The organism is Achromobacter spanius, assembly GCF_002812705.1.
GTDB classification, from domain to species: Bacteria; Pseudomonadota; Gammaproteobacteria; order Burkholderiales; family Burkholderiaceae_B; genus Achromobacter; species Achromobacter spanius.
Genome location: NZ_CP025030.1, coordinates 4,673,900 through 4,698,019, shown reverse-complemented (window position 1 = coordinate 4,698,019; position 24,120 = coordinate 4,673,900). Strand labels below are relative to the sequence as shown.

Here is a 24,120-nt window from a genome sequence, read left to right as displayed (position 1 = left end):
ATGGAATTCTTGACTGCAAACATGGCCCCCATCATGTTCGCCACGCTGGTGGTGTTCCTGTTGATGGGCTTTCCCGTGGCCTTCGCCCTGGCGGCCAACGGCATCCTCTTCGCGCTGGTCGGCATTGAACTGGGCCTCTTGAACGCGGCGCTGTTCCAGGCGCTGCCGCAACGCATCTTCGGCATCATCGCCAACGACACCTTGCTAGCCGTGCCATTCTTTACCCTCATGGGGCTGGTGCTGGAAAGGTCCGGCATGGCCGAAGACCTGCTGGAAACCATCGGCCAATTGTTCGGCACCGTGCGCGGCGGCCTGGCGATTGCCGTGGTGTTCGTGGGCGCCATGCTGGCGGCCACCACCGGCGTGGTGTCGGCATCGGTGATCTCGATGGGCCTGATTTCCTTGCCCATCATGCTGCGCTACGGCTACGACCGCAGGCTGGCCAGCGGCATCATCGCCGCGTCCGGCACGCTGTCGCAGATCATCCCGCCGTCGCTCGTGCTGATCATCCTGGCCGACCAGTTGGGCCGTTCCATCGGCGACATGTACCGTGGCGCCATCGTGCCCGGCTTCCTGCTGGCGGGCACGTATGTGGCGTTCGTCATCATCAAGTCGTACCTGAAGCCTGATTCGGCGCCCGCGCTGCCCGAAGAGGCGCGTTCGTTCCGCGAAGCCAACGGCACGCGCGGCGGGCGTTCGCTGCTGGTGCTGATGGTGATCTCGGCGCTGTCCGCGTACTTCGTCGGCCAGTACATCGAAGCCGATACGGCGCCGGTGGACGAGCAGATCGTGCTGTCGCTGCTGATCTGGGGCCTCACCGCCTTCATCATTGCCGGCACCAACAAGATCTTCAAGATGGGCATGCTGTCGGCCCTGGCCGAGCGCGTCACCTTCGTGATGATCCCGCCGCTGTTCCTGATCTTCCTGGTGCTGGGCACGATCTTCATCGGCGTGGCTACGCCCACCGAAGGCGGCGCCATGGGTGCCGTGGGCGCCATCCTCATGGCCATGATCCGGGGCCGGCTGACGTTGAAGCTGATGAAGCAGGCCATGGACACCACCACCAAGCTGTCCACCTTCGTGGTGTTCATCCTGGTGGGCTCGACGGTGTTCGGCCTGACCTTCCGTGGCGTCAACGGCGACCTGTGGGTGGAACACCTGCTGGTCAGCCTGCCCGGCGGCGAAATGGGCTTCCTGATCGCCGTCAGCGTGCTGACCTTCGTGCTGGCCTTCTTCCTGGACTTCTTTGAACTGGCGTTCATCATCGTGCCGCTGCTGGGCCCGGTGGCCGACAAGCTGGGCATCGACCTGATCTGGTTCGGCGTGCTGCTGGCGGTGAACATGCAAACCTCGTTCATGCATCCGCCATTCGGCTTTGCGCTGTTCTACTTAAGATCGGTCGCGCCCAAGGACAGGTACAAGGACAAGGTCACGGGCAAGATGATCGAACCCGTCACCACGGGCCAGATCTACCGCGGCTCCATCCCGTTCATCGTCATCCAGTTGGCCATGGTGGCGGCGGTGCTGGCGTTCCCCGGCCTGGTCATGCACTACAAGAGCGACGAAGCCCAGGTCGACGCCACCAAGGTGAAGATCGAGGTGGATACGTCCTACGGCACCAGCACTTATGGCGGTGACGACCCGGGGGCGGATTTCAAGTAGTACGCCCTGTAGGGACCGCAGGAAACGCAGGAAAGCAATGCCGGCAGCGATGCCGGCATTTTTTTTTGCGTGCTTTGGGGATTTCCCTAAATGGTGGCGACAAGCGATCGAATACAGAATACCGGCACGGTGACCGCCGCCGTTCGGCGCGCGGCCTGTGCGCCTTGCCGGAGAACCCCATGAGATTGTCCCGCCGCCATGCCCTGGGCGCGCTCGCCGCGCTGCCCGCGTCCCTGACTTCCCTTAGTGCGGTGACTGCGCTGACCGCGCTGACCTCGCGCACCGCCTGGGCGCAGAACACGTTTCCAACGCGGCCGGTGCGCCTGCTGGTGGGCTTTGCCCCGGGCGGCTTGACCGACATCGCCGCCCGCGCCCTGGCCGAACGCATGGGCAAGACGCTCAAGCACAACGTCGTGGTGGAAAACCGGCCGGGCGGGCAGGCCATCATCGCCACCGTGGCCGTGGCGCGGGCCGAACCGGACGGCTATACGCTGGGCTTTGCCGGCACCAACGGCATGATTTTGAATCCCTTGCTGTACAACAACCTGCCTTACCAACCGTCTGATTTCAAGCAACTGGGTTCCATGGGCAAGTCGCCCATGCTGCTGATCGTGCACCCCGACCTGGGCGTGAAGAACGTGCAGGAATTCATTGCGCTGGCCAAGAAAAAGCCCGGCGACATCACCTGCGCCCATGCAGGGCGCGGCGTCATCAACCACCTGGCGCTGCTGCATTTCCAGTCCAAGACCGGCACGCAATTCCAGGACGTGCCCTACAAGGGCAGCGGCCCCGCGCTGCTGGACCTGATGGCTGGCACCGTGCAAAGCAGCTTCGACTTTCCCACGTCGGCCTTGCCCAACATCAAGTCGGGCAAGCTGCTGGCGCTGGCCGTTACCGCCGACAAGCGCCTGACCAGCCTGCCGGACGTGCCCACCATGAAAGAGGCCGGTGTCGATGACTTTGAGCTGTACACGCGCATGATGATTTCCGGCCCGGCCGCCATGCCGGCGAACGTGGTGTCGGTGCTGGAGAACGCCGTGCGCGAAGGCACGCGCGACCCCAGCCTGATTCAGCAATTCGCCGAGCAGGGCGTGGCCGTGGAATTCACCTCATCGGCCGACCTGGACAAAGTCATCGCCGACGAATCCGCCATGTGGGCCCAGGTCATCAAGGCCAACGGCGTGCCCAAGACCGACCTGAAAGCCTGAGGACACCCCGTGACCGACCAACCCCGCATTAGCGTCACCCCGGAATTCGCCCTGATCGATGTCGCCCGCGACATTCGCATCGACGGCTTTCCGGCGTACGCCTTCATCACTGTCACCGCCAGCATGCAGATGTGCGGCGCGCCGTGGCGCTCGCAAGCCGTATTCGTGGCCGGCCACGACGGCAGCCTGGACCTGGGCCGCGACGGCCCCGTTTCAGGCAGCTACGCCGAACCCGCGGCCATGGGCATCGTTTGGTCCATGGTGTGCGAAGACATGAGCCGCGTGGTGTTTCCGCCCGATCGCACCGAGCCCTTGGTAATTCAAATCGAGGCCACGGACGGCGTGCACAGCGCGTCGGCGCAGCTGGTGCAGGAATTTTTGGAAGAGGGCGTCACGCACCGCGCGGTGCGCGAGCAGGTCGGCGGCATGACCGTGTCGGGCGAGCTCTATACGCCCGCTGGACCCGGCCCGCATCCCTTGGTGATCTATATGAACGGCTCTTCGGGTGGCGTCAACGCGCCACGCGCAGCGCTGTTCGCCGCGCGCGGCTTCCAGTGCCTGGCCTTGGCCATCTTCAACTACGACGGCCGGCCCAAGTACCTGAACGACATGCGGCTGGAATACTTCGAACACGCGCTGCGTTGGGCGCACGCCGAGCTGGCGCCACGCGATGGCTTCGTGGCCTTGTCGGGCATCAGCCGGGGCGGCGAGACCTCCTTGCTGGTGGCCTCGCAGTATCCCGAACTGGTCAGCGCGGTGGCCGCCTACGTGCCGTCGCCCGTCATGCATGGCGTGGTCAGCGCGGGGTCACCCGGCACCGGCCGCGACGCCCAGGTATGGACCAAGAATGGCGAACCCTTGCCGCATCTGTGGCAAGACAACGCCAGCGCCGACTGGGAAGCGGCCTATGCGTCTGAACCGCCGTATCGGCAAACCCACGCTTTCCTGAGTGCCACGCGCGATGCCGCGGCCGTTGAGCGCGCGCGCATTCCGGTGGAAAACTATCCTGGCCCGATCATGCTGATCAGCGCGTCCGACGACGGCTTCTGGCCCAGCACCGCGTATTCCGAAATGGTGATGCGCCAGCGCCAGGCGCACGGCCTGCCCACGTTTCATCACGTGTGCATGGGGGCGGGGCACCACGTGCATTACCCCTATCTGCCCGCCACGCTGATCAGCAAGCCGCATGCGATGTCGGGCTTGCTGCTGGACGCGGGCGGCACGCCGGCCGCGAATGCGGCGGGCAACGAGGGGTCGTATCTGGCGGTGCTGGAATTCCTGAACCGCGCGGCGGCCCTTACTCCTCGCTAGTCCATTCGACCTGCACGCCCAGGCTGCGCAGGTTTTCCACAAACTGCGGATGCGCGCGGCGGATCGGCGTCGCGTTGCGGATTTCCGAGCGGCCCTTGATGCTGCTGGCCACCATGAACAGCGCGATCGCCACGCGGATGATGTAGGGGCTTTCCACCACGGCCGGCGTCAGCGGCATGCCGCCGAACGTCACCACGCGGTGCGGGTCCGACGAGAACACGTGCGCGCCGAACTTCGTCAGCTCGCCCGTCCAGCCCAGCGCGCCGTCATAGACCTTGTTCCAGAACATCGCATTGCCCTCGGCGCACACGCCCAGCGCAATGAAGATCGGCAGCAGGTCCACCGGAAAGTACGGCCAGGGCGCGGCTTCCACCTTGGTCAGCACATTGCTGGTGAAGGGCGTCTGCACCTTCAGCGGACCTGAACGCAGCGCCCGCGACCAGCCATCCTTGTGTTCGATTTGCACGCCGAACTTGGCGAACGTGCGGTCGATCAGCGGGAAATTGCCCGGCGTGCGGTTGCGCACCACGACATCGCCACCCGTGATCGCGCCCAGCGCGAGGAACGTCGTGATCTCGTGGAAGTCTTCTTCAAAGGTGAATTCGCCGCCGCCCAGCCGCGCACCGCCGCGCACGGTCAGGCGCGACGTGCCGATGCCATCAATATCGGCGCCCATCATCGCCATGAAGCGGCAGAATTCCTGCACGTGCGGCTCGGACGCCGCATTGGTCAATGACGATTCCCCCACAGCCGCCGCCGCGCACAGCACGAAGTTTTCAGTGGTGGTGACCGAGGCGTAATCCAGCCAGTGATGCGTGGCTTTCAACGTGCCGCTGCTGCGCACCAGCAAAGATCCGCTGGCGCGTTCCACTTCACCGCCGAACGAGCGGAAGATGTCCACGTGCGGATCAATCTCGCGCACGCCCAGTGTGCAACCCTTGACGTTGTCCTCAAGCCGCGCGATCCCAAAGCGGGCCAACAGCGGCGGCACCAGCATGATCGACGAGCGCATCTCTTCCGGCAGCCGGTGCTGCGTGGCGTCGAACGTGGTGTTGCGGTGATGCAGGTTCAGCGTGCGCGTGGACTCATCCAGCTTCACCTCGCTGCCCAGCGTGCGGAAGATGTCGAGAATCTTGCGCACATCGGTAATGTCCGGCACGCCATGCAGCGTCAAGGGCTGATCGGTCAAGAGCGTGGCGCACAGAATGGGCAGCACGGCATTCTTGTTGGCCGAAGGAATGATGCGGCCGCGCAGGGGCGTGCCACCGTGGACGATGAGGCTGGACATGGGGAAGGCGGACGGGTTGCGTACGGATAGCGGGAAGTGGCCGGAATTGTACTTGTGTCGCCTGACGGGGACGGGCAGCCCGGTGATGAAACGTTTCAAACTGCAAGTGACGCCATCGCCGGGCAGGGCCGGCCCTGTAACAATGGCGCCGCTCCCTGAAGCTCAGGCGTTCAGGGTGGCGGCGCGATCTTGTCAGGCGTCCGCTTCGCCCCGGCCAAACGTCAGCTCGCGGCCCCGCGCATCCACACGCGCGCGGGCCTGTTCCATGCGCCGCCGCAAGCGCCAGCCACCAAACCAGCCACTGTCGTCATTGATTTCGCCGCTTAAGCGCTGCAAGTATTCATCGTCGGGCGACAGCGCGCAGGCGCGCGCAATCCACACCTTGGCCAGATACGCATTGGGCTCGCAGCCGCGTCCTTCCATGAACGCGATGGCGTAGCTGCGGGCGGCGGTTTCGCGGTCGCCCTCATTGCTTAGGTCCCACAGCCAGGGCAGCACGCGGTCCAGTGCGGTGCGCTGGTCTTCGTCCGAACCGCTGTGCATCAGCATCAGCCAGCTCAGATTGCGCGCGGCCATCGCTTCCATGCGAGAACCGCGATCGGCTACATGCCAGTTGTTTTCCAGCCAGAGCCGGTACGTCTGGTATTCGCCCGTTGAAATGTCGCGGCCTTCGTCGATGGCGGCATACGCCAGATTGTTGCGGGCCACCAGATGGCCGGCTTCGGCGGCGCGCGTCAGCCAATCGCGCGCGGCGGTCTTGTCGATACCGTCGTATTGGGCGTCGATCTTGCCCGCATACAGTTCGCTTAGCGACATCAGCGCATCCGAGCGCCCACGCGCGGCGCCTTCCTGCCACAGGAACAACGCGGCGTCGGGCGATACGTCGCCCCACAGGTTGCGGCCCAACTGCGGCAGGTTGAACTCGCGGGCTTCGCGGTCCAACGCAAAGCCGCGTTCCAGCAGCGCCTGGGTATCAAGCTCGCCGACCTGCAAGCCAAACAGGCCGAACTGGCTGCCCACTGCCGCCAGCAGCACGGCTTCCACATCATCTCCCCAGTGCGCGCCACGCAGCAGGATCTGGCGGAACAGGCCCTGCGTGTCGGGCATGCCCTTGAACCACAGGCAGGCCTGCAAGGTGAACAGCGTGCCGGGGTAGGCCTCGTCCGTCAGGTCGACATCGGCGGGAGCCGTCGCGCAGGCTTGCGTCAGCAGATCGTAGGCGTGTTGCAGCAGCGCGGTATCCCAATGCACCTCACCGTCGTCGTCGACTCGGCGCGCGCGCATGGTTTCGAAGTTGGCGTAGTGGCACAGGGCCACGGCGCGTTGCTCGGCGGGAAGTTGCAAGGTCAGCCATTGCTCGAACGCCTTGAGGAAGACCTCGATCTGCTCCTCGTCGTCCGGCTCCGGATGAAAGGCGGTGTAGCCGAGGTAATCGAATTCCTTATGGAACCGCAGTTCATCGCGCTCGGCCTCGGTCAGGCCGGCGCACACGGGGCCGTTGATAAACGCGTCCATCGCGGCGTGGCTGCCGCCCCAACGCGGATACAGGAAGTACAGGTACGCGCTCAGCGCGCCCACATCATTCGGGCGCAGGGCAAGCGCCGTGCGCAGCCAATAGGTTTTGGGATCTTCGTCGTCGCCAGGCTGGCGCGCGGGCAGGCCGGCAGGTAAAGAAGCCGGAAGCTCGGCCAGGCCCATGCCGCTGTGTTCGGCCAGCAGGCTCAGGCCTTGCTCCCAAACCTCGGCGGGCCAGTGCGCCTGTAGCGCGTCGTGCGACGCCGGGGGGGCAAGTTGAAGCGAGGTCTGAGGCGTGGTCGGTGCGGCGGTGGCCAAGCCCGCCAGCCATTCAGGTTCGCCCAGGTACGCGCAGACCCGCATGGTCCGCTGCACGGCCACCGCCGGCCGCTCGTGCAAGGCCATGGCTTGCAGGAACGCGGCCACGGCATGGTCGCGAGCCATCATCGCGCCTACCCATTGCTCATCGTCCACGTAGTCGGCGGTGGTGCTGCTGCGGATGTTGCCGGCTATGGTCTCCCACTGGTTGCCGTAGGCAAGATGCGCGTGATACGACGCAGGCCGCGCGTCGCGCCACGCGCGCAGGCGGGCAAGGTTGTCGGCGGCAGACAGTTGCGGATCGCGGATTTCGTCCAACAACCACCGGTACCCGAAGGACTCTCCCTTGCTGTCCAGCCACCGCAAGGCGGCGGGTTCCAGGATGGCGTCCAGTTCATCAAACTGGCCGCTTTGCAGCAGTTGCCGAATTTCCGCGCGACGCGCGAGATGGGTGTCGATGGGGTTGGGGGATGCAGTCATGCGCTACGCAGGTGGGTTCAAGGAAAGGCGAACCCATGCCGGCTGCGCATGGCGCATGCGGGGGCCGCAATGTTCTAACAACGGCAGATTCGGGGATTAGTTAAGGACCGGGTCTTTGGTGGCCGGATTCTTGCGCACCAGCACCGTGCCCAGAATTGTCAGCGCCAGCCCGCCGCCGACATAGGGCAGGCCAAAAATAAGCGCCCAGAAGAAGAGGGCGGTGTTGGCATCGCGCGTATCCGCGGCGGAGGCGTTCTGCGTACCGGCGTCCATGGTCAGCAAGGTGGCGGGAATGGTCAGCACCAGGGCCACGCCCAGCACGATGCAACCCCAGCCGATCAAGCGGCGCAGGTTGGGAATGCGCGCCAGCATGACGCTGGCGATGACGGTGACGACAAGCCAGACGACCAGACCGACCACGATCATCGTGTTGGAATCGGCCAAGGCGGTGCTTTGCTCGCCCGGGCTCAAGGCCATGAAAACCGGCAGCAGCACGCCGTAGCTGACTCTGCCGATGATCAGTCCGAAGACGATGCTGACAATCCATTTAACGCTGTTCGAGGGCATGCCGGGAGGTCCTGTCGGGGTTCGGATGGGGATGCTGTGCCGGAAGAAACACCACGGCAGCGTCTACGCCCGGCGCCGCACGTTTTCTTGATGCACCAGCTTGATCTGCTCCGCGAACTCCGGCACGGGGCCATCAACCGTCACCCCCTCAATAACGTCTTGAATCGCCAACGTTTTTACGCGCGACGGCGCCACGCCCCATTCCTTCATCCACTGCGCATACTGCTTCGAAGACGCCGCATACACAATGCGCCCTAGACCCACCCAGCCATGCGCCGCCGAACACATCGCGCAGTGCTCACCCGAGGTATAGACGGTGCAAGACGCGCGCTCCGCTGCCGGCACGTGGTTGGCCGCCCAACGGGCAATTTCAAATTCCGGATGCTGGGTGTGATCGCCGCCCGAGACGTGGTTATGGTCTTCAAACAGCACCTCGCCGTTGGCGGACACCAGCACGGAACCAAAGGGCTGATCGCCCAGCTCCAACGCGCGCTTGGCCAGCTCAATGCAGCGGGCCAGGTGTTTTTTGTCTAGGTCGTTGATCATGTGGGGGTCTCCTTGTGGGGTTGCGGTGCCTGCGCGGCGGCCAGTCGGTGAGTCAGTACGACAGGCCAAGGGTGGAAGCTACGAGTGGTGTGAGGGACGTAGTGACGAGATCTGTTCAGGATTGTGACGTGGTTCGCCTTCAGGTGGGTGTTTGGTCGGGACTTCGTCCGATTCCGATCCATCATGTGTTTTATATATAGCACTGGGTGCTATGTTATAAGCGTTTGTGTTGCCAGAGGCGAACTTGGTCGTGACTACATCAGGCGCAGTGGGTGCGATGCCTAAACGCGCTCGAATTTTTAAGACGGCAAGCTTTTCTACAGAGTCAAGGCGGGCGGGCATAACCGACGATGAACTGCGCCGCGTGGCCGCCGAGTTGTTCAGGGGCGTCGGAAATACGAATCTGGGAGGCGGTGTTCGAAAGGCAAGGCTCGGCAACGGCAACTACAGAGCCATACTGTTGAAGAGCAGGGGCGTTTGGTTGATCTTCGTGTACTTGTATAACAAGCAAGATGACAAGAACATTAGCGAAAAAGTACTCAAGGGGTTCAAGAAGCTTGCGGCCGATTTCAAACGCATGCCCCAGCAGGCATTCGAGGCCTTGATTGCCAATGGCACTTTAGTGGAGATGTCAGAAAATGACTAAAGACGCTGCTACCCGTCCTGCGCGTGGCGCTTTGACGCATGTGTCTGCCTCTGAGGAAAAAGAGCGGAAACGGAAGGCCAAGGAGCGAAGGCGCGTACCGGCGGTCGACGATTCGAATGCCCTTGCAGCAATTCACGACCTTGCTGAAAAGCTGTACGAAGTCGGCGGTATCGATCAGAAAACGATGCGCGAGTACGACGATTTATGCATACCCCCCGTGCCAGACTTTACAAAAGCCATGATCGCGAAGATTCGTAAGGACGCAAACGTTAGCCAGAGCTTGTTTGCGAAGTACTTGAATACGAGCCCATCGACGGTACAAAAATGGGAAACCGGGGCTAAGAAGCCGAGCGGAGCTGCCGCAAGGCTATTGCAGGTCGTGAAGAAGCATGGAATCGAGGTGCTGGCTTAAAGCCCCGCAATGCAGGGCCCTGAAGGGATAAGCCGCATCCCCAATCAATAAAAAATGTCCACGTAATCCGTCAGGCGGTCGCAGCTTTCCATTTGCTGCAGGCGCCAGTACTTGCGCTTGCCGGTGGCCCGAAATTCGTAGTCGCCCGTGCGTTCGCAGCGGCGGCCTTTGTCGGGGGCGTCAAGAATCAGGATCGTGCCGCGAAAGGTGAAGCGGTCTTTGTCGATCGACACGATTTCACCGTTGATTTTCAGCGTGCCTTCAAAATTGGCCTGCGTGCCATCGATGCGTACGACGTCGTTCACGTCCTTCGCATTCAGGTGGCCACGTTCGGCCGACCACAGCCACTGCACGCTGACGCCGCTGTTGTTCAACAGGCGTTCGTAGGCGGTCTGGCTTTTGATTTCGGTCTTGGTGACCGGCGCCAGGCCCGTCGAGCCCGCTTGCGGGGTTGCTTGCTGCGGGGCGGCTTGCGGAGCCGCTTGCTGCGCGGGCCCGTGGGCGCGGATGGTTTCAGCGTGCGCCGCCTGCATTGGCGAAGCCGCGGCCAACGCCAGCCCGAACGCCAGGGGAAGAATCCGGGAAAGCCGCGTGCGTGTGCTTTGGGTACTGTGCAGTGCGGTGTTCAAGTCGCGATCAGGCGTGTTTTGCATGGTCATGAATGGTTGGCTAAGAACGTCCGCCACGGGCATGGGCGGCCACGGGCGCTTAAATTAGCACGCGGATTGCATTTGGTAATTGCTGATTACCGGCGTTATGTATCTATCCGTAAAGGGCGGTGTCTGACTGAATACGCTGGGCTGTTCGACGCGGCAAAGCGGCGTAGAGTGGCAGGGTCGACGCGCAGGCGTACCCACGCCTGCGCACCTATAAAGGAAGCTCATGCTGACCGTGCATCATCTGGGAAAATCGCAATCCGAACGCATCGTGTGGCTGTGCGAGGAACTCGCCATCCCGTACAACCTGAAGGTTTATGACCGCGACCCCGTCACGCGGCTGGCCCCGCCTGAATACAAGGCGCTGCACCCGCTGGGCACCGCGCCCATCATCACCGACGGCGACGTGGTGCTGGCCGAATCCACCGCCATCGTGGAATACCTGTTGACCCGCCACGGCGACGGCCGCCTGACGGTGCCGCCCACCAGCCCGGACTATGCCAACTACCTGTATTGGTTCCACTTCGCCAACGGCTCGCTGCAACCCAGCCTGATGCGCTGCATGGTGCTGGCCCGCGCCGAGGTTCCCGCCGACAAGCCCGCCGTGCAGTTCGCCGACGCGCGGCGCCAGCAGGCCTTGGCGTTGGTCGACAAACAGTTGGGCAAGACCGATTACCTGGCCGGCAATGTCTTGACCGCCGCCGACATCATCGCTGTGTTCTCGTTGACGACGATGCGCCTGTTCTATCCCTACGACTTGTCGCCGTATCCGAACATCCTGGGGTATCTACAGCGCATCGGCACGCGCGATGCGTATCGCCACGCCATGAAAAAAGGCGACCCTGATATGGCGCCTATGTTGTCCTGACCGCGGGCGGCAGCGCCGCACCGCAGTCAGGATGTGGGGACCGGCCAGTGCTGCGAAGCAGCGGCCGGCCCCGAGGGGCAGAGAGTTACAGCGTTGTCGGCGAGATCTTGTTGCCGTCCACCGACACGCCGGCCATCAAGCCGCCGTTGTTCAGCACGAAGCCCACGATAGGCTGCTGGGCGGTGTTGGAATCAATGGTGCCATTGGCGCCCACATTGGCCACGGCCACGGAGGCGTCGGCGCCGATGGTCCAACCGCTGCTGGCGCGGAACTTGGCAAGGGCGTCATCCGTCATGAACAACAGCACCATGGCCTTGGATTGGGCGCCGGCTTGAAAGCCGATCGACCCGCCACTGATGCTGTAGTAGCCCGTGTCTTGCCCTTTCACCCGCAGCACGCCGGTGCCGTGTTGCGCGCCGACGATGAAGCTGGCGCTAAGCACGTCTGGAAATACCAGTACGCCGCGCGCGCGTTCCACCAACTGCCTGGATTGCGGCGAGCCCTCGTACAGCTTGGTCAGCGTGGCGTTGGCGGCGGCGTTCAGCTCTTGCCGCTTCTCGGCCGACGTGGCCTTGTCGGCGGGGGTGGTTGTTGTGCAACCCGCGAACATCACACTCGCCACGCCCAGCGTCACCGCCACCGTGGTCCTACGCCATGTAGAAGAGATCTTATTCATATGCGCTTCCTTTTTGGTTGCAGGCGAATTTGCAGATTACTCTTGTTGATGGCGTTGGTGCGGCGTTTTGAAGGGGTTTTGGGAAAAAACTGGGCGCGAGATCAAGCCGGATCATTGAGATTGAAACCCCGAATAGCGCGTCGCGGCAGGCAGTCGCGGTTTACCATCGCGATATGTTTCTGCTTATTCTTCTTTGGATCGTCCTGGCCCTGGTGGTGGGCGGCTTGGCCGCCGGCCGGGGCCGCAAGCGCATCGGCTGGACGATACTGGCCTGCCTGATCAGCCCGCCCTTGGCCGGCGCGTTTCTATATGCCATTGCCGACCGGTCAGCCCATGCACGTGAACCGGTATTGCCGACCCATATCGAATGCTCGCACTGCGCCGGGCGTATTCTGCGCGACGCGCGGGTTTGCCGGCATTGCGGCGCAGCGGTCAACGCCTGAAACCCCCTAGGTCCGCCTGAAAACCCCGATTAGAGAGTCCCGATTAGAGAACCCGCTCACAGCCTCAATCAACTGCACGCCACGACTTGCGCCGCGATGCTTTCGGCTTGGGCGCCACCCCCATGCGCGGGTCCCGATCCAATGCCAGTCTTACCAACGTAGCGGCGCCGGACTCAAACGCTTCATCGGTTTGCGGCAGGTACAGCCATTTACCCAACTCCGGATGCACCAACAGACCCGGCACGTCCGCCATCAGCGCCGCATGCTGCTCGCGCGATGTGCACACCATGACCCCGTCCCAGGGCGCTTCCCGGTCGGCCACAACCAGGTACAGCAAGCCATCCAGATACGCCGCATCGCAGCCGAACATCTTGCGGCGTTGGTAGGCGTCGTCACGTTCCATCGGCTCCAAAATCCATGACAGCGAATTCACGCGGGCAGGGGAGCGCTTGCGAGGCGCGGCGAAGAGGTCGGACGAGGGGGATGACGATTTACTCATGTCGGCAAGTTTAGGCGGACAGGACGCTCTCGTTCACCTGGAATTTTTCATTTAGACTTTCGCGGTTTGCCCACGAATTGCAAACCGTTAACCCTGGAATTCGCTAAGCGCATCCCCCATGTCTGAACACCACCAATTCATTTGCCCACGCGATTTTCACCTGCCGCCGCCCGATTGGAAGACCCTGGAAGCGCAACTGCTGAAAGGCGGGTACCTGCTTGAGCCGCGCGGCCGGCAAGTTCCGTATCGCGCCATCTTCAACCTGGGGTTTGGCGTGGCCGGCCTGAACGACGGCTCTTATCAAAACCCGGAACCCGTGGGGACACCGGGCGACTTGCTGGCGCGCTATGTGCAGGCCGGCCATCTGCCCGCCGACCTGCCGATTCGGCACGACGCAACCATCGAAGAAACGCTGCGCCTGCTGGCGCAGCATGGCATCACCCCTGACCCGCTTTACAACGATAACGAAAGCAGCGACTGGCATAGCCCGCAATACTGCCTTGGCCCCGCCGCGCGCCCCTACCTAAGCGCCGAGACCCGGGAGGCCTATGACGCGGACCCCAGGAATTTTCCGTTGATGCTGCTGGCGTTCAACGGCCCGAACCCTAGCGTCGCGGTTGGTGAAAACCTGTCCATACCGTGCCTGCCCGGTTCCGACGAGCCCTTGGAATCGCTACCGCCGTTTGATTCGCACGTGGATTTCATCGGCGCGGCCTATGAGGACCCGGCTGCGCAATGGCATAGCGAGGCAAATGGTTGTGCCTACCGCATCCTGGAACTGGACTGGCGCTATAGCCTGGCAATGGGATTTCGGATGGTGCGCATGGAATGGCTGGATGAAGAAAGCGCGCGCGGCATCGCCAGGCTGATTGGCGAATTGACCGGCCAGGCGATGGTGTGTAGCCATCGGCATTTGTGATGGTCGATGGGGAGAAGCGCTGCGGTCATCTTGGCGTTCAATTGCCGAGATAACTGGCAAGAAGTTTGTACGTGTAATGTGCTGAACGGGGAGGTGACGAGACGGCAGTTGCGATGTCGGCGAAGTCGGGCGTGAGGCTAAAAGTAGGACTCTTTCACGGTGTTTATGGGCGGTTATTGCGGGTGATTTTGGGTGTCGACGGTCTATGATGGATGGTCGTATCGAACAGCAATTTGACCTTTTGATGTGGCCCAGAGGCAAAATCTATGATTCCTGCATGGAACCTTCAAGGCGTTCTTCCGCCGGTGCGCCCGGGTGCTCATGGGCACGATCCTGATCGTTCGCCATATAAATCGTCCCTTCATTCGCTGATCGACGCGATGGGGATATCGTGCGCTCGATTGAACATTCTTGATGGGCTTCTGAAGTTCCGCGCCGAGATTCACAGAATTGGAATCGACACGGGATTTCAATGGCTGAACGGCAGCTTTTCTGAACACGTCGAGGTTGTTGAAGCAAGAGACCCGCGTGACGTTGATGTTGTGACGTTTTTGGATCTTCCGAATGGGCTGGACCAAGAGGCACTAGTGGCTAGGAATCCACGTCTTTTCGATCAAGCGTATGTGAAAGACACCTATCACGTGGATGCCTATTGGGAAGTTCTGGGCCGCCCGCTGCAAGCCGAATCGGTTCAATCAGTATCCTATTGGTACAGCATGTGGTCCCATAGAAGAGACGGCATGTGGAAGGGCTTTGTTCAAGTGGAATTGGACCCGTCCGAAGATGTCGTTGCTGTTCAGGTGCTAGCTCAAGCCAAGAGCGAGCTTGGAGTCGAGCCATGACTAATCGTGATGAATTCCTCACCTCCGAAATCCGAGAGTTGGAACGAATGTTGGAGGATATTCCTGCGTCAGCGGCAATCCAACGTATCTCGATTCAAAATCGTTTGAAGACGGTTCGTGCTGCGCTCAAGAGCGAGCTAGCCTCCCCACAACCTTCACGCGTGAAGCTTACTTTTCGAGGACGCCCCACGATCGGGAGCCATGGAATTGCGGCGGACTTTGGGGGAAAGGCAACCACCGCGTTTGCCGATGCCTTTGCAGCTGTGGTGGCCGGGCTCAACGAAAATCTTCAATTGATGGGGCCCATTCCTGACCGCGATAAAAATCAACTTTTGATCACTGGCACCGCGGTAGGTTCGTTCGGATTCGAATTCGAACTTCCTGCCGGGGGTCTGTTTCCCGAGCACGAGAAAACAGAGGATGCACTGCAGAAGATGCAGTCGTTGCTAGAGGCCTCGGCGACCGGCAGTGATGATGATGTGGCGGAGTTTGTTGATGCGATTCATCCTCGTGCAGTAAAGAAAATCTCTGAGTTTCTCTCGGTCTTGTTTCAGTACCACGCGTGGTGTGGGCTGGAATTTAAAGGCAGGATATTCAGGTATGAGGGCTTCGACCAGTTGACACACTCCGCCAGTCGGCTGGGCGAAGAGAACATACAGGAGGCGTCCGAATCCTTTGCGGGTGAGTTTGTGGGCATTCTTCCCAACTCGAGAACGTTCGAATTTCAGACCGAGGATGGGCTGATCAAAGGCAGGATAGGCGCTTCAATTGCAGATCCCGACGTGATTCTCAGAGACTGGCTCAAGCGCAGCGTACAAATAACGTTAGCGGTTGTGCAAGTGGGCAAAGGGCGCCCTCGGTTCACGCTGAACGCCCTTCCCGAGTGACGCCGCGCGCTACGGCTACGCCAGCAATGCCAGCGCGTCGGCAAGCGACAGCACGGTGGTGCGCGACGCGAACGCCGTCGAAAACAGGTGCTCGTGCACGATCACATCCGGGTCGTAGCAGCAGTCTTTGACGGTAAATAATCGATAGTCCGCATCGCTTGCATGCGCGATCGACGACAGCATGACGCCGGTGGACGCAATGCCCACCATCAGCAGCGTATCGATGCCTTGGGCCGAAAGCCGCAATTCAAGGTCGGTACCAAAAAACACGCTGGCGCGATGGGCGATGATGATCGGCTCATCAGGCTGCCGGTCCAATTCCGGCGAAATCTGATCGTCGGTGAACAGACCAAGTTGTTTGATGCCTTGCCCGTTTTTGTTTAACGGACTGACCTCGGGATAGCCGAGGCTGAACCGAATCTGCGCGAAGTAAACCCTGATCCCTTGGCGCCGTGCCGCGTCGCAAAGCGTGCGCGTGTTCGCTAGCAAGGTGGGCGCGACCGAGGGGAACAGGTTGATGATGTCGGTCTGATAATGCATGACCAGCAACGCGCTGCGGGCGGGCACGAGGGTGTTCATGGTGCTCATTTTCTCCAGATCCCTACGTGAGTCAGCCTAACCGCGCCACATCGTTTCGATACTGTCGTCATCGACATTCTGGTTCGGAACCAGACTGCATTTTTTAGCACAAGCCGATCGGAATGTTGCTGTCCGACTGCATAAAAAGTGAAGGGCGTCCCCTGCTTGACGCTGAACGCCCTTCCCAAGTAACGCGGTACGGCTACGGCGCTGGCTTACCCTTGTTGCAGCATTGCTCCATGAGCGCCTTGTCTGCCGCCTCGGACACCTCGACCCACTCCTGATCTGGCGGCGCACCTGGCACATAACTGTCGTGCCAGTTCCACCAGGTGTACGCTGGCGTCTGCGGATACCCTTCAGGCGAATCCTCCCACGCTTCCTGCCGGCCCAACGGCGTGATGTCCAGGTAGTTCCACGTGCTGCCCATCTGCTCGTCGCCACGATTATTCAAAAAGTACGTGCGGAAGATGCGGTCGCCATCGCGAAAGAACACGTTCGTTCCATGCCATTCGTCGACACTAAAATCCGCGTCGAAGCTGTCAGTGATCGTGAACCACGGCATCGTCCAGCCCATGCTGGCCTTCAGGCGGGCGATGTCGGCTTGCGGGGCGCGCGAAACAAAGACCAGCGTGGTGTCGCGGGCATTCAAGTGGGCCAGGTGCGCGACCTGATCGGCCACCATGGAACAGCCTCGGCACGCGTGTTCGGGCCAGCCGTACACGCCGGGTTCGAAGAAGGCGCGATAGATGATGAGCTGGCGGCGCTTGTCGAACAGGTCGCGCAGCGTCAGCTTGCCGTTCGGGCCGTCGAACGTGTATGCCTTGTCGACAGGCGTCCAGGGCATGCGTCGGCGCTCGGCGGCCAGGGCGTCGCGGGCGCGGGTTTGGGCTTTTTCTTTCAGCAGGAGCTGCTGGCGGGCGGCTTCCCATTCGTCGGCGGTGACAACGGGGGGCGTCTGCATTCGGCCCGTGGGTTCAGTGGCAGCGGTCATGGCGGTGTTACCTCCGGTGGTGATTCCTTCTTGGCCAGGATGAACGGCGGGATGCATGACAGCCCGCCGTGTAAGGGTGCTTACGGATAGTGTTGCACCACATGCCGAGGTCCGGGAGTAACAAACGTGGCGTTATTTCCGTGGCATAAGCCGCGACGGCCACGCGTCTAGCGTCTAGCGAAAGCCGTCAAACCTGTGCGAACCGCGCCGCCAACTGATCGCAATGCCGCACCAAGATCGCCGCGTCCACGCCCACCGCCGTAAACAAGCTCCCGGCCTCGATATACCGCCGCGCCAACGTCTCATCCCCCGTCAATACCCCCGGTGCCTTGCCCGCCGCGCGGATGCGCTTGATGGCGCTTTCCACCTCGGCCACCACCTTCGGATGCTGAGGCTCGCCCGGATACCCCAAACTGGCAGCCAGATCCGCAGGCCCAATAAACACGCCATCGACCCCATCCACCGCAATCATGGCGTCCAGATTCTCCAGCGCCTCGCCAGTCTCTGCCTGCACCAGCAAACACAGTTCCTCTTCGCACCGACGCATATAGTCCGCCACGCGTCCATACCGCGTTGCGCGCATCGTTCCGCTGACGCCCCTTGTCCCACGCGGCGCATAACGCATGCCTGCCACCGCGCTTTGCGCCTCATCCGCGTTCTGCACATAAGGCAGCAGCAACGTCTGCGCGCCAATATCCAGATACTGCTTGATCTGCACCTTGTCATTCCACGATGGCCGCACCACCGGATGGCTGCTGTACGCGCCTGCCGCCTGCAACTGCGCCATTACCGTCGGCAGCACCACGGGCGTGTGCTCGGTATCCAGCAGCAGCCAATCAAAGCCGCTGGCCGCCACCATTTCCGTGCTGTTCGCAGCCCCAAGCGTAACCCACAGCCCAGTTTGATGGCGCTGTTCGCGCAGCGCGCGTTTAAACGTATTGATGGGGAGTTCCATGCGCGCCGCCTTATGAGAAATGCACCGAGATGCTGCCCAGCTTGCCGTAATCGGCATGCAGCGTATCGCCGCGCTTCACCGCAACGGTGCGCGTGAAAGATCCCGCCAGCACGATGTGCCCGGCTTCCAGCCCGGCGCCGTGCTGGGCAAGCTTGTTCGCCAGCCACGCAATACCCAACGCCGGATGCCCCAGCACCGCCGCCGACACGCCCGATTCTTCGATCACACCATTTTTAAGAAGCAGGGCGCCGACCCAGCGTAGATCAATATCCATCGGCCGCACCGGGCGACCGCCCAGCACGATGCCGGCGCACGCAGCGTTGTCGGCAATGTTGTCCACGATGCGCCGTGGGTACTTGCTGCGACCGTCAATCAGTTCCAGCGCCGGCACCACGTAATCCGTGGCATCCAACACATCGAACAGGCTCACGTCGGGGCCTTGCAGCGGCTTGCCCAGCACGAAAGCCAGCTCCACCTCCACGCGCGGCACGATCAGCTTGTCGGTGGGAATGGTCTGCCCATCCTGATAGAACATCGTGTCCAGCAAATGGCCGTAGTCCGGCTCATCGATACCCACGGTGCTTTGCATGGCCTTGGACGTCAGGCCGATCTTGTGGCCGCGCAGCTTGGCGCCGTCGGCAATCTTCTGGTCGATATTGCGTTGCTGGATGGCGTACGCATCCGCAATCTCGATGCCGGGAAACGCCTGGTCCAGCTGCGTGGTGGGCACGCCGCTGCGCTCGGCTTCAAGCAGCAGGCTGGCCGCGCGGGCGCGGTCTTCGTCGTTAAGCATGGAAGGCTCCTGATCAATGCGCGGCGGCTTCGTCGGCCACGGGGTTGGACAACACGCCGATGCCGGCCACTTCCACCTCGACCACATCGCCCGGCTTCAAGAAGCGCGGCGGCGTGAAGCGCACGCCCGCGCCGATGGGCGTGCCGGTAGAGATCACATCGCCGGGTTGCAGCGTGGTCCAGATGGAGATGTAGCGGATCAGTTCCGCGAACGGGAACATCAGGTTGTCGGTGGCGTCTTGCTGCCGCAGTTCGCCGTTGACGCGCGTCGTCACCGTCAACGGCGCGGCGGGGTCGAATTCATCGGCTGTCACCATCCACGGCCCCATCGACCCGCTGGCGTCAAAGTTCTTGCCCTGCGTTACGTTGAACTTGCCGTGCTTGATCCAGTCGCGCACCGTGCCTTCGTTCAGGCAGGTCAGGCCCGCGACGTGGCTCCAGGCGTCCTCGGTGGCGATGCGGCGGCCGGCCTTGCCGATGATGATGGCGATCTCGCCTTCGTAATCCAGTTGCTCGGATTCCGGGGGGCGCAGCAAGGGTTCGCCATGACCCACGAACGAACCCGGAAAGCGCGGAAACACGCTGGGGTAGGCGGGCGGCGCGCTGCCGTCTTTATATTCCTCGTTGCGCTTGCCGTAGTTCACGCCCACGCAGATGATTTTTTCTGGCGAAGGAATCGGCGGCAACAGCCGCACCTCATTTAGCTTGTGCGTGGCGGGAAGCTTGTCGGCCAATTTGGCCAGCGCGGGCAGGGCATCGGCTTCCAGCGCAGCGCGCAGGCTGTCATAACCATGGCCATGTCCATCCAAGGCCACGATCTGGTCCTGGCCACGCAGCGCGCCAAAGTGCGTGCGGCCTTCATGCCTATAAGTCAGCAGTTTCATTCGTCGAATCCAAACAAGCGGGCGGGGTTGTCCACCAGAATTTTCTTAAGCGTCGCGGCGTCGCCCGCATAGCGCGCCAACTGGTCCACCAACTGGCCCTCGTCAGGCGTGGGTTTGGTGGAGACGGGGTGTGGCCAGTCGCTGCCCCACACCACGCGGTCGGGGTTAGCGGCGATCAGCGCTTGCGCAAGCGGCGTCACGTCGTCCCAAGGGGGGCCGCTGCGTGAGATTTTTTCCGTCAACGACAACATCACCCAGAAGTTGCCGCGACGTAGCAACGACTCCAACAACTGCCGAGTCGGATCTGCCGCGCCCGTAGTGGGATCGGCACGCCCCATGTGATCCAGCAGCACCGGAATATCCAGCCGTTCAAACTGCGCCGCCTGCGCCATCATGCCGTCGGGCTCTGGCTGAAACTTGGCGTACCAACCCAGTTCACGAATGCGAGCGATGGCGCGGTCAAACACAGCCGGCGCCATGCTGATACCCAATCCCTGTCGCGTGAACCGCGCCCCGCGCACGCCCGCATCGTGCAGCTTCTGAATGTAGGCGTCGTCACGCTCGGCCAGCACCACCGCATTCGCGCAACCGCGATACGACGGGCCGGCGGCGGTCAGGCCGTCCAGCACCACCTGATGGTCCGCGCCATAGGTCGTAGCCTGCACGATCACGCCGCGCTCGATGCCCAGCAGGCGGTGCAGGCCCAGCGCGGTCTCGATGGTGGCGCTGGGCATCTCGTACGCCGCGCCGGGGCGCACGGGGTAACGGTCTGCGGAGCCGAATACGTGAAACTGGCTATCGCAGGCCTTAGCCGGCAGCCGGGTAGCGGGCGCAGTGGGGCGGGGATTGAAGGGTTGGTACTGCGAAGGGGAATGTTGCGGCGCTTGCGTCTGCGCCGCTGGATTCTGCACGGACTGATTCTGCGAAGGTTGGCTTTGAGTCATTTGGCTTTGAGTCATCATCTGTCTCCCTCACCCAATCACGGCTACAAAATCGCATTCGATCAGCTTGTCGCCATCCAGATCGGCCTGCATCGTGTGCCGCGCCGGGCGGTTCTCCGCATCCGGAAACGCTTGCAACCACACCGCATTCAGCGCCGCGCGCTGGCTGCGGTCGCGCATCCACACCGTCATCTTCGCGATGTGATCCAGCGTGCCGCCGCCCGCTTCCACAATGCGCCGCACGTGGTCGAACATCAGTTCGCACTGGCGTTCCAACGTCGCGCCATACGCGCCCGTGGCGGGGTCGGTGCCCTGGATGCTGCCCGAATACAGCATCGGCCCAATCCGGCACGCGGCCGGAATGGGGTTCTTGTGGCTGAAGCCTTCGGCGTAAATGCTGCGTCTGCTCATGGCGGTTCCGTGTGGAAAGAAGGGGGTTGGGGCGGCATCGCAGCCATGACCAGGCAAGGCCGCGATGCGTTCGGTTGTCAGGGCGTGGCTGCTGGCGGGTCAGGTCAGGCTGTGGTCTGGCGGCTGTGCTCCGGCCTTAGTTCGCCGTGATGCCCGCACGCTTGATGATCGGCGTCCAGCGCGCGTCTTCCGCCGCCAGATAGCGCGTAAATTCCTCGGGCGAACTGCCACGCGCCTCGGCACCCAGGTCATCAAATCGCTTGATAATCGTCGGCTGCGCCAGAATCTTGGTCAGCGCCTCGCTCAACTGTTTCAGCACATCCGGCGGCGTGCCCTTCGGCGCAAGCAGCCCGGTAAACGTGGCCGCCTCCATGCCCTGCACACCCGCTTCCGCAAACGTCGGCACGTCCGGCATCGACGGCACGCGCTTAGCCGTCGTCACCGCCAACGCGCGCAAGCGGCCTTCCTTCACATACGGCAGCGCCACCGAAATCTGATCGAAATTGAAGTCCACCTGCCCTCCCAACAGATCGGTCGTGGCCGGCGCGTTGCCCTTGTACTGCGCCGTCGTCCAGCGCGCGCCCGTCAACGACTGCAACAGCTCGCTGACCAGATGATTCGTGGTCCCCGCACCCGGAGACGCCATGTTCAGCTTGCCCGGCTCTTTCTTCGCCAACGCCAGCAATTCCGCCAGCGTCTTCGCCGGCACGCTCGGCTTCACCTGCAACACCAGCGGCGTGTACGACACCGAACTGATCGGCGCAAAGTCCCGGTCCCACTTGTACGCATCCCGCTTGAAAATCAGCGGCGAGAACAACAGCGGCCCGTTCGCCGCCATGAACAAGGTGTAGCCATCGGGCTCGGACCGCGCCACCTGCTCGCCGGCAATCATGCCGCCCGCACCCGGCTTGTTCTCGACAATAAACGGCTGCCCAAACGCCGCCTGCAAGCCGGGCGCAATCATCCGCGCCGCCACATCCACATTGCCGCCCGGCGGATAGGGCACCACGATCTTCACGGGTTTCTCGGGCCACGCGGCATGCGCCATGGAAGTCAGTACGGTCAGCGCCACCGTGGCGCAGGCGCGAAGGGTATTGCGAGTCATGGTTTGTCTCCTGGTCGTGTCATCACGTTTTGTTTGTTGTGTTTGACGACACTCTAGAAATTCCCGCGCCGCTGAACAATCCGAATTTCAAGAAAAGTTCCGGATATTGGACTCTTTTCGCAGGTTGCTTTGCGGGCGACTTCTGGTGGGACCTTGTTTCACCGGAGAATTACCCTGGGCGCCTATTGCGCACGCGGTTTTATTCATTGTTGAATGTTCAATATCCGGACTACGGAGCCACACCCATCATGCACTTTCCCGCCAGCGACCTGAACCCCGAACAAACCTACCGCCTGATGAGCGGCATCGTCGTGCCACGGCCCATCGCCTGGATCAGCAGCGTCAACGCCCACGGCGGCGTCAACCTGGCGCCGTTCAGCTGCTACACCTTCGTCTCAAACAAACCCCCCATGATCGGCGTGAACATCGGCCGCAAAGCCGGCAAACGCAAAGACACCGCCGAAAACATCCTGGCCAACCGCCACTTCGTCGTCAACGTCGGCGACGAAACCCTGCTTGATCCCCTGCACGACAGCGCCCAAGAACACCCGCCCGAAGTCAGCGAAGTCGACGTGCTGGGCTTAAGCGTGCTTCCCGGCGCCGTTATCGACACCCCCAGACTTGCCGCCGCGCCCATCAGCCTGGAATGCCGCTTTCATAGCGTGACCCCGTTTGGCGACACCGGCGCCGAGTTCTTCGTGGGCGAAGTCGTGATGTTCCATATACGCGATGGCCTGCTGCAAGACGGCAAGATCGATACGGCATTACTACGCCCCATCTGCCGGATCGGCGGCCCCAACTACGCATCGCTAGGCCCCATCGTCACCAAGCGCGGTATTCAGCAAACGCCCAAATCCATTATCAAACCGGCGGCCACGTGAGCGAATCAGAAGATAAAAGCGCATCCGGCGCGCAGACGGTACGCAGGGCCTTAGCGCTGCTGCGGCTGATTGCGTGCGGACAAGAGCGGGGGGTGAGGCTGGTGGATTTGGAACGGATGTCTGGTTTGAACCGGCCGACCGTGCATCGCTTGCTGAAGACCTTGGTGCAAGAGGGCGCGGTTGAACAGGATTTAGAAACGAGAAGGTATTTGATCGGGCAGGAGATCAGTTTGCTGGGACTGGCTCGGACGCGGCGGTTTCCGCTGTTGACGCTGGCGGACCCGTATATGAGCGAGCTGGCGGATCAGGTGGGGGATACGGTGTTCTTGAGTATTCGACATGGGCACGATTCGATATGTATTGGACGGCGGACGGGCAGGCATCCGATACAGGTGCTGTCGATTGAGGTGGGGGTTAGACGGCCGCTGGGAGTCGGCGTGTCGGGGGTCGCGTTGTTGGCGAGTTTGGGAAGGGAGGAGAGTGTGGAGTTGGTGCGAGGGAATGCGGCCAGGCTGGAGGTGATGGGGGAGCGAGTGGAGGATGTGATTGCGCGGGTTGAGGTGGCGCGAAGGGAGGGGATTGCGCATGCGCCGGCCGGGCTGATGCCGGGGACTAGTGCGGTGGCGGTGCCGGTGTTGACGGAGGGAGGGGTGGCCTTGGGAGCGATTACGGTGACGGCGATGGCGGAGAGGTTGGGCGTGGAGAGATTTGGGATGGTGGTGGAGAGGATGAAGGCGGCGGCGGGGGGGATTGCGGGGAGGTGGGGGCGGGTGGAGGGGAGATGAAGAAATTCCGCCTGACAGCACGGCTGGGACTGTCAGGATTTTTGGACCTATCC

General features: G+C 62.2%; 27 protein-coding genes. 12 read left to right on the top strand and 15 right to left on the bottom strand.

Going from position 1 to position 24,120, the window contains the following annotated elements:
- The 3 genes from CVS48_RS21220 (at window position 1) to CVS48_RS21210 (ending at window position 4,181) form a co-directional block, all read left to right on the top strand.
- Window positions 1-1,662, top strand: a complete 1,662-nt coding sequence (locus CVS48_RS21220) for a TRAP transporter large permease (protein ID WP_100856167.1) — start codon at window positions 1-3, stop codon at window positions 1,660-1,662.
- A 179-nt stretch (window positions 1,663-1,841) separates the two neighbouring features.
- A complete protein-coding gene (locus tag CVS48_RS21215; protein WP_100856166.1) occupies window positions 1,842-2,870 on the top strand; it encodes a Bug family tripartite tricarboxylate transporter substrate binding protein in 1,029 nt (342 codons plus the stop codon).
- Between the two features lie 9 nt (window positions 2,871-2,879).
- Window positions 2,880-4,181: an acyl-CoA thioesterase/bile acid-CoA:amino acid N-acyltransferase family protein gene (locus CVS48_RS21210; RefSeq protein ID WP_100856165.1), complete on the top strand. Its 1,302-nt coding sequence runs from the start codon at window positions 2,880-2,882 to the stop codon at window positions 4,179-4,181.
- On the opposite strand, the gene CVS48_RS21205 is transcribed toward CVS48_RS21210, so the two are convergent.
- From CVS48_RS21205 to CVS48_RS21190, 4 genes are all read right to left on the bottom strand, one after another.
- Window positions 4,168-5,469, bottom strand: a complete 1,302-nt coding sequence (locus tag CVS48_RS21205) for a UDP-N-acetylglucosamine 1-carboxyvinyltransferase (protein WP_100857787.1) — start codon at window positions 5,467-5,469, stop codon at window positions 4,168-4,170. The two genes, CVS48_RS21210 and CVS48_RS21205, sit on opposite strands and share 14 nt — an antisense overlap.
- A gap of 192 nt (window positions 5,470-5,661) precedes the next feature.
- Window positions 5,662-7,782 (bottom strand): DUF4034 domain-containing protein, encoded by a 2,121-nt coding sequence (locus CVS48_RS21200; RefSeq protein ID WP_100856164.1) that lies wholly within the window; start codon window positions 7,780-7,782, stop codon window positions 5,662-5,664.
- Between the two features lie 96 nt (window positions 7,783-7,878).
- The gene (locus tag CVS48_RS21195; protein ID WP_100856163.1) at window positions 7,879-8,349 is read right to left on the bottom strand and encodes a hypothetical protein; all 471 of its coding nucleotides are present in this window, start codon (window positions 8,347-8,349) and stop codon (window positions 7,879-7,881) included.
- 63 nt (window positions 8,350-8,412) lie between these two features.
- A complete protein-coding gene (locus tag CVS48_RS21190; protein ID WP_100856162.1) occupies window positions 8,413-8,895 on the bottom strand; it encodes a nucleoside deaminase in 483 nt (160 codons plus the stop codon).
- A gap of 250 nt (window positions 8,896-9,145) precedes the next feature.
- Between CVS48_RS21190 and CVS48_RS21185 the strand changes: the two genes are divergently transcribed.
- Both CVS48_RS21185 and CVS48_RS21180 read left to right on the top strand, forming a co-directional pair.
- Window positions 9,146-9,541 carry a type II toxin-antitoxin system RelE/ParE family toxin gene (locus CVS48_RS21185; protein ID WP_126376313.1) on the top strand — a complete coding sequence of 132 codons (396 nt, stop codon included), beginning with the start codon at window positions 9,146-9,148 and terminating at the stop codon, window positions 9,539-9,541.
- A 130-nt stretch (window positions 9,542-9,671) separates the two neighbouring features.
- On the top strand, window positions 9,672-9,953 hold the full coding sequence (locus CVS48_RS21180; RefSeq protein ID WP_242001446.1) for a helix-turn-helix domain-containing protein: 282 nt from the start codon (window positions 9,672-9,674) through the stop codon (window positions 9,951-9,953).
- 44 nt (window positions 9,954-9,997) lie between these two features.
- Here CVS48_RS21180 and CVS48_RS21175 read toward each other — a convergent pair whose 3' ends face one another.
- Entirely contained in the window at window positions 9,998-10,612 is a 615-nt protein-coding gene (locus CVS48_RS21175; RefSeq protein WP_167401033.1) for a hypothetical protein, read from the bottom strand.
- Window positions 10,613-10,835: 223 nt separating this feature from the next.
- On the opposite strand from CVS48_RS21175, the gene CVS48_RS21170 reads away from it, so the two are divergent.
- A complete protein-coding gene (locus tag CVS48_RS21170; RefSeq protein ID WP_100856159.1) occupies window positions 10,836-11,477 on the top strand; it encodes a glutathione S-transferase family protein in 642 nt (213 codons plus the stop codon).
- Window positions 11,478-11,562: 85 nt separating this feature from the next.
- On the opposite strand, the gene CVS48_RS21165 is transcribed toward CVS48_RS21170, so the two are convergent.
- On the bottom strand, window positions 11,563-12,153 hold the full coding sequence (locus tag CVS48_RS21165) for a BPSL1445 family SYLF domain-containing lipoprotein (RefSeq protein WP_100856158.1): 591 nt from the start codon (window positions 12,151-12,153) through the stop codon (window positions 11,563-11,565).
- 173 nt (window positions 12,154-12,326) lie between these two features.
- Here CVS48_RS21165 and CVS48_RS21160 point away from each other — a divergent pair, with 173 nt between their 5' ends.
- Window positions 12,327-12,596 (top strand): hypothetical protein, encoded by a 270-nt coding sequence (locus CVS48_RS21160; RefSeq protein ID WP_100856157.1) that lies wholly within the window; start codon window positions 12,327-12,329, stop codon window positions 12,594-12,596.
- A gap of 64 nt (window positions 12,597-12,660) precedes the next feature.
- Here the strand turns inward: CVS48_RS21160 and CVS48_RS21155 are convergent, their stop codons facing one another.
- Window positions 12,661-12,999 carry a hypothetical protein gene (locus tag CVS48_RS21155; protein ID WP_100856156.1) on the bottom strand — a complete coding sequence of 113 codons (339 nt, stop codon included), beginning with the start codon at window positions 12,997-12,999 and terminating at the stop codon, window positions 12,661-12,663.
- Window positions 13,000-13,213: 214 nt separating this feature from the next.
- Here CVS48_RS21155 and CVS48_RS21150 point away from each other — a divergent pair, with 214 nt between their 5' ends.
- From CVS48_RS21150 to CVS48_RS21140, 3 genes are all read left to right on the top strand, one after another.
- Window positions 13,214-14,014 carry a hypothetical protein gene (locus CVS48_RS21150; RefSeq protein WP_100856155.1) on the top strand — a complete coding sequence of 267 codons (801 nt, stop codon included), beginning with the start codon at window positions 13,214-13,216 and terminating at the stop codon, window positions 14,012-14,014.
- Window positions 14,015-14,280: 266 nt separating this feature from the next.
- Window positions 14,281-14,856: a DUF6932 family protein gene (locus tag CVS48_RS21145; protein ID WP_050449537.1), complete on the top strand. Its 576-nt coding sequence runs from the start codon at window positions 14,281-14,283 to the stop codon at window positions 14,854-14,856.
- On the top strand, window positions 14,853-15,743 hold the full coding sequence (locus CVS48_RS21140) for a hypothetical protein (RefSeq protein WP_100856154.1): 891 nt from the start codon (window positions 14,853-14,855) through the stop codon (window positions 15,741-15,743). Before CVS48_RS21145 ends, CVS48_RS21140 begins: the two co-directional genes overlap by 4 nt.
- A 15-nt stretch (window positions 15,744-15,758) precedes the next feature.
- On the opposite strand, the gene CVS48_RS21135 is transcribed toward CVS48_RS21140, so the two are convergent.
- The 8 genes from CVS48_RS21135 to CVS48_RS21100 all read right to left on the bottom strand — a co-directional run bounded on the left by CVS48_RS21135 (window position 15,759) and on the right by CVS48_RS21100 (window position 22,401).
- Window positions 15,759-16,331 carry a cysteine hydrolase family protein gene (locus CVS48_RS21135; protein WP_100856153.1) on the bottom strand — a complete coding sequence of 191 codons (573 nt, stop codon included), beginning with the start codon at window positions 16,329-16,331 and terminating at the stop codon, window positions 15,759-15,761.
- 193 nt (window positions 16,332-16,524) lie between these two features.
- Window positions 16,525-17,313: a DUF899 domain-containing protein gene (locus CVS48_RS21130; protein ID WP_100856152.1), complete on the bottom strand. Its 789-nt coding sequence runs from the start codon at window positions 17,311-17,313 to the stop codon at window positions 16,525-16,527.
- A 187-nt stretch (window positions 17,314-17,500) separates the two neighbouring features.
- Window positions 17,501-18,268: an HpcH/HpaI aldolase family protein gene (locus CVS48_RS21125; RefSeq protein ID WP_100856151.1), complete on the bottom strand. Its 768-nt coding sequence runs from the start codon at window positions 18,266-18,268 to the stop codon at window positions 17,501-17,503.
- Window positions 18,269-18,278: 10 nt separating this feature from the next.
- Window positions 18,279-19,061: a 2-oxo-hept-4-ene-1,7-dioate hydratase gene (gene hpaH, locus CVS48_RS21120; RefSeq protein ID WP_100856150.1), complete on the bottom strand. Its 783-nt coding sequence runs from the start codon at window positions 19,059-19,061 to the stop codon at window positions 18,279-18,281.
- 13 nt (window positions 19,062-19,074) lie between these two features.
- Complete coding sequence (locus tag CVS48_RS21115) at window positions 19,075-19,944, bottom strand: fumarylacetoacetate hydrolase family protein (protein WP_100856149.1); 870 nt, start codon at window positions 19,942-19,944, stop codon at window positions 19,075-19,077.
- Window positions 19,941-20,888, bottom strand: a complete 948-nt coding sequence (locus CVS48_RS21110) for an amidohydrolase family protein (RefSeq protein ID WP_419191472.1) — start codon at window positions 20,886-20,888, stop codon at window positions 19,941-19,943. Before CVS48_RS21110 ends, CVS48_RS21115 begins: the two co-directional genes overlap by 4 nt.
- Before the next feature lie 27 nt (window positions 20,889-20,915).
- Window positions 20,916-21,296 carry a RidA family protein gene (locus tag CVS48_RS21105; protein ID WP_100856148.1) on the bottom strand — a complete coding sequence of 127 codons (381 nt, stop codon included), beginning with the start codon at window positions 21,294-21,296 and terminating at the stop codon, window positions 20,916-20,918.
- Window positions 21,297-21,432: 136 nt separating this feature from the next.
- Entirely contained in the window at window positions 21,433-22,401 is a 969-nt protein-coding gene (locus CVS48_RS21100; protein WP_100856147.1) for a Bug family tripartite tricarboxylate transporter substrate binding protein, read from the bottom strand.
- A gap of 248 nt (window positions 22,402-22,649) precedes the next feature.
- Here CVS48_RS21100 and CVS48_RS21095 point away from each other — a divergent pair, with 248 nt between their 5' ends.
- Together CVS48_RS21095 and CVS48_RS21090 are read left to right on the top strand one after the other, a co-directional pair.
- A complete protein-coding gene (locus CVS48_RS21095; protein WP_100856146.1) occupies window positions 22,650-23,282 on the top strand; it encodes a flavin reductase family protein in 633 nt (210 codons plus the stop codon).
- Entirely contained in the window at window positions 23,279-24,067 is a 789-nt protein-coding gene (locus tag CVS48_RS21090) for an IclR family transcriptional regulator (protein WP_100856145.1), read from the top strand. Before CVS48_RS21095 ends, CVS48_RS21090 begins: the two co-directional genes overlap by 4 nt.
- Window positions 24,068-24,120 lie beyond the last annotated feature (53 nt).

Coding starts and splice junctions, on each gene's coding strand:
- CVS48_RS21095 (WP_100856146.1), top strand. CDS start 22,650: ATGCACTTTCCCGCCAGCGACCTGAACCCCGAACAAACCTACCGCCTG.
- CVS48_RS21195 (WP_100856163.1), bottom strand. CDS start 8,349: ATGCCCTCGAACAGCGTTAAATGGATTGTCAGCATCGTCTTCGGACTG.
- CVS48_RS21175 (WP_167401033.1), bottom strand. CDS start 10,612: ATGACCATGCAAAACACGCCTGATCGCGACTTGAACACCGCACTGCAC.
- CVS48_RS21220 (WP_100856167.1), top strand. CDS start 1: ATGGAATTCTTGACTGCAAACATGGCCCCCATCATGTTCGCCACGCTG.
- CVS48_RS21170 (WP_100856159.1), top strand. CDS start 10,836: ATGCTGACCGTGCATCATCTGGGAAAATCGCAATCCGAACGCATCGTG.
- CVS48_RS21200 (WP_100856164.1), bottom strand. CDS start 7,782: ATGACTGCATCCCCCAACCCCATCGACACCCATCTCGCGCGTCGCGCG.
- CVS48_RS21125 (WP_100856151.1), bottom strand. CDS start 18,268: ATGGAACTCCCCATCAATACGTTTAAACGCGCGCTGCGCGAACAGCGC.
- CVS48_RS21155 (WP_100856156.1), bottom strand. CDS start 12,999: ATGGAACGTGACGACGCCTACCAACGCCGCAAGATGTTCGGCTGCGAT.
- CVS48_RS21160 (WP_100856157.1), top strand. CDS start 12,327: ATGTTTCTGCTTATTCTTCTTTGGATCGTCCTGGCCCTGGTGGTGGGC.
- CVS48_RS21145 (WP_050449537.1), top strand. CDS start 14,281: ATGATTCCTGCATGGAACCTTCAAGGCGTTCTTCCGCCGGTGCGCCCG.
- CVS48_RS21140 (WP_100856154.1), top strand. CDS start 14,853: ATGACTAATCGTGATGAATTCCTCACCTCCGAAATCCGAGAGTTGGAA.
- CVS48_RS21105 (WP_100856148.1), bottom strand. CDS start 21,296: ATGAGCAGACGCAGCATTTACGCCGAAGGCTTCAGCCACAAGAACCCC.
- CVS48_RS21165 (WP_100856158.1), bottom strand. CDS start 12,153: ATGAATAAGATCTCTTCTACATGGCGTAGGACCACGGTGGCGGTGACG.
- CVS48_RS21115 (WP_100856149.1), bottom strand. CDS start 19,944: ATGAAACTGCTGACTTATAGGCATGAAGGCCGCACGCACTTTGGCGCG.
- CVS48_RS21190 (WP_100856162.1), bottom strand. CDS start 8,895: ATGATCAACGACCTAGACAAAAAACACCTGGCCCGCTGCATTGAGCTG.
- CVS48_RS21100 (WP_100856147.1), bottom strand. CDS start 22,401: ATGACTCGCAATACCCTTCGCGCCTGCGCCACGGTGGCGCTGACCGTA.
- hpaH (WP_100856150.1), bottom strand. CDS start 19,061: ATGCTTAACGACGAAGACCGCGCCCGCGCGGCCAGCCTGCTGCTTGAA.
- CVS48_RS21215 (WP_100856166.1), top strand. CDS start 1,842: ATGAGATTGTCCCGCCGCCATGCCCTGGGCGCGCTCGCCGCGCTGCCC.
- CVS48_RS21150 (WP_100856155.1), top strand. CDS start 13,214: ATGTCTGAACACCACCAATTCATTTGCCCACGCGATTTTCACCTGCCG.
- CVS48_RS21205 (WP_100857787.1), bottom strand. CDS start 5,469: ATGTCCAGCCTCATCGTCCACGGTGGCACGCCCCTGCGCGGCCGCATC.
- CVS48_RS21130 (WP_100856152.1), bottom strand. CDS start 17,313: ATGACCGCTGCCACTGAACCCACGGGCCGAATGCAGACGCCCCCCGTT.
- CVS48_RS21135 (WP_100856153.1), bottom strand. CDS start 16,331: ATGAGCACCATGAACACCCTCGTGCCCGCCCGCAGCGCGTTGCTGGTC.
- CVS48_RS21110 (WP_419191472.1), bottom strand. CDS start 20,888: ATGACTCAAAGCCAACCTTCGCAGAATCAGTCCGTGCAGAATCCAGCG.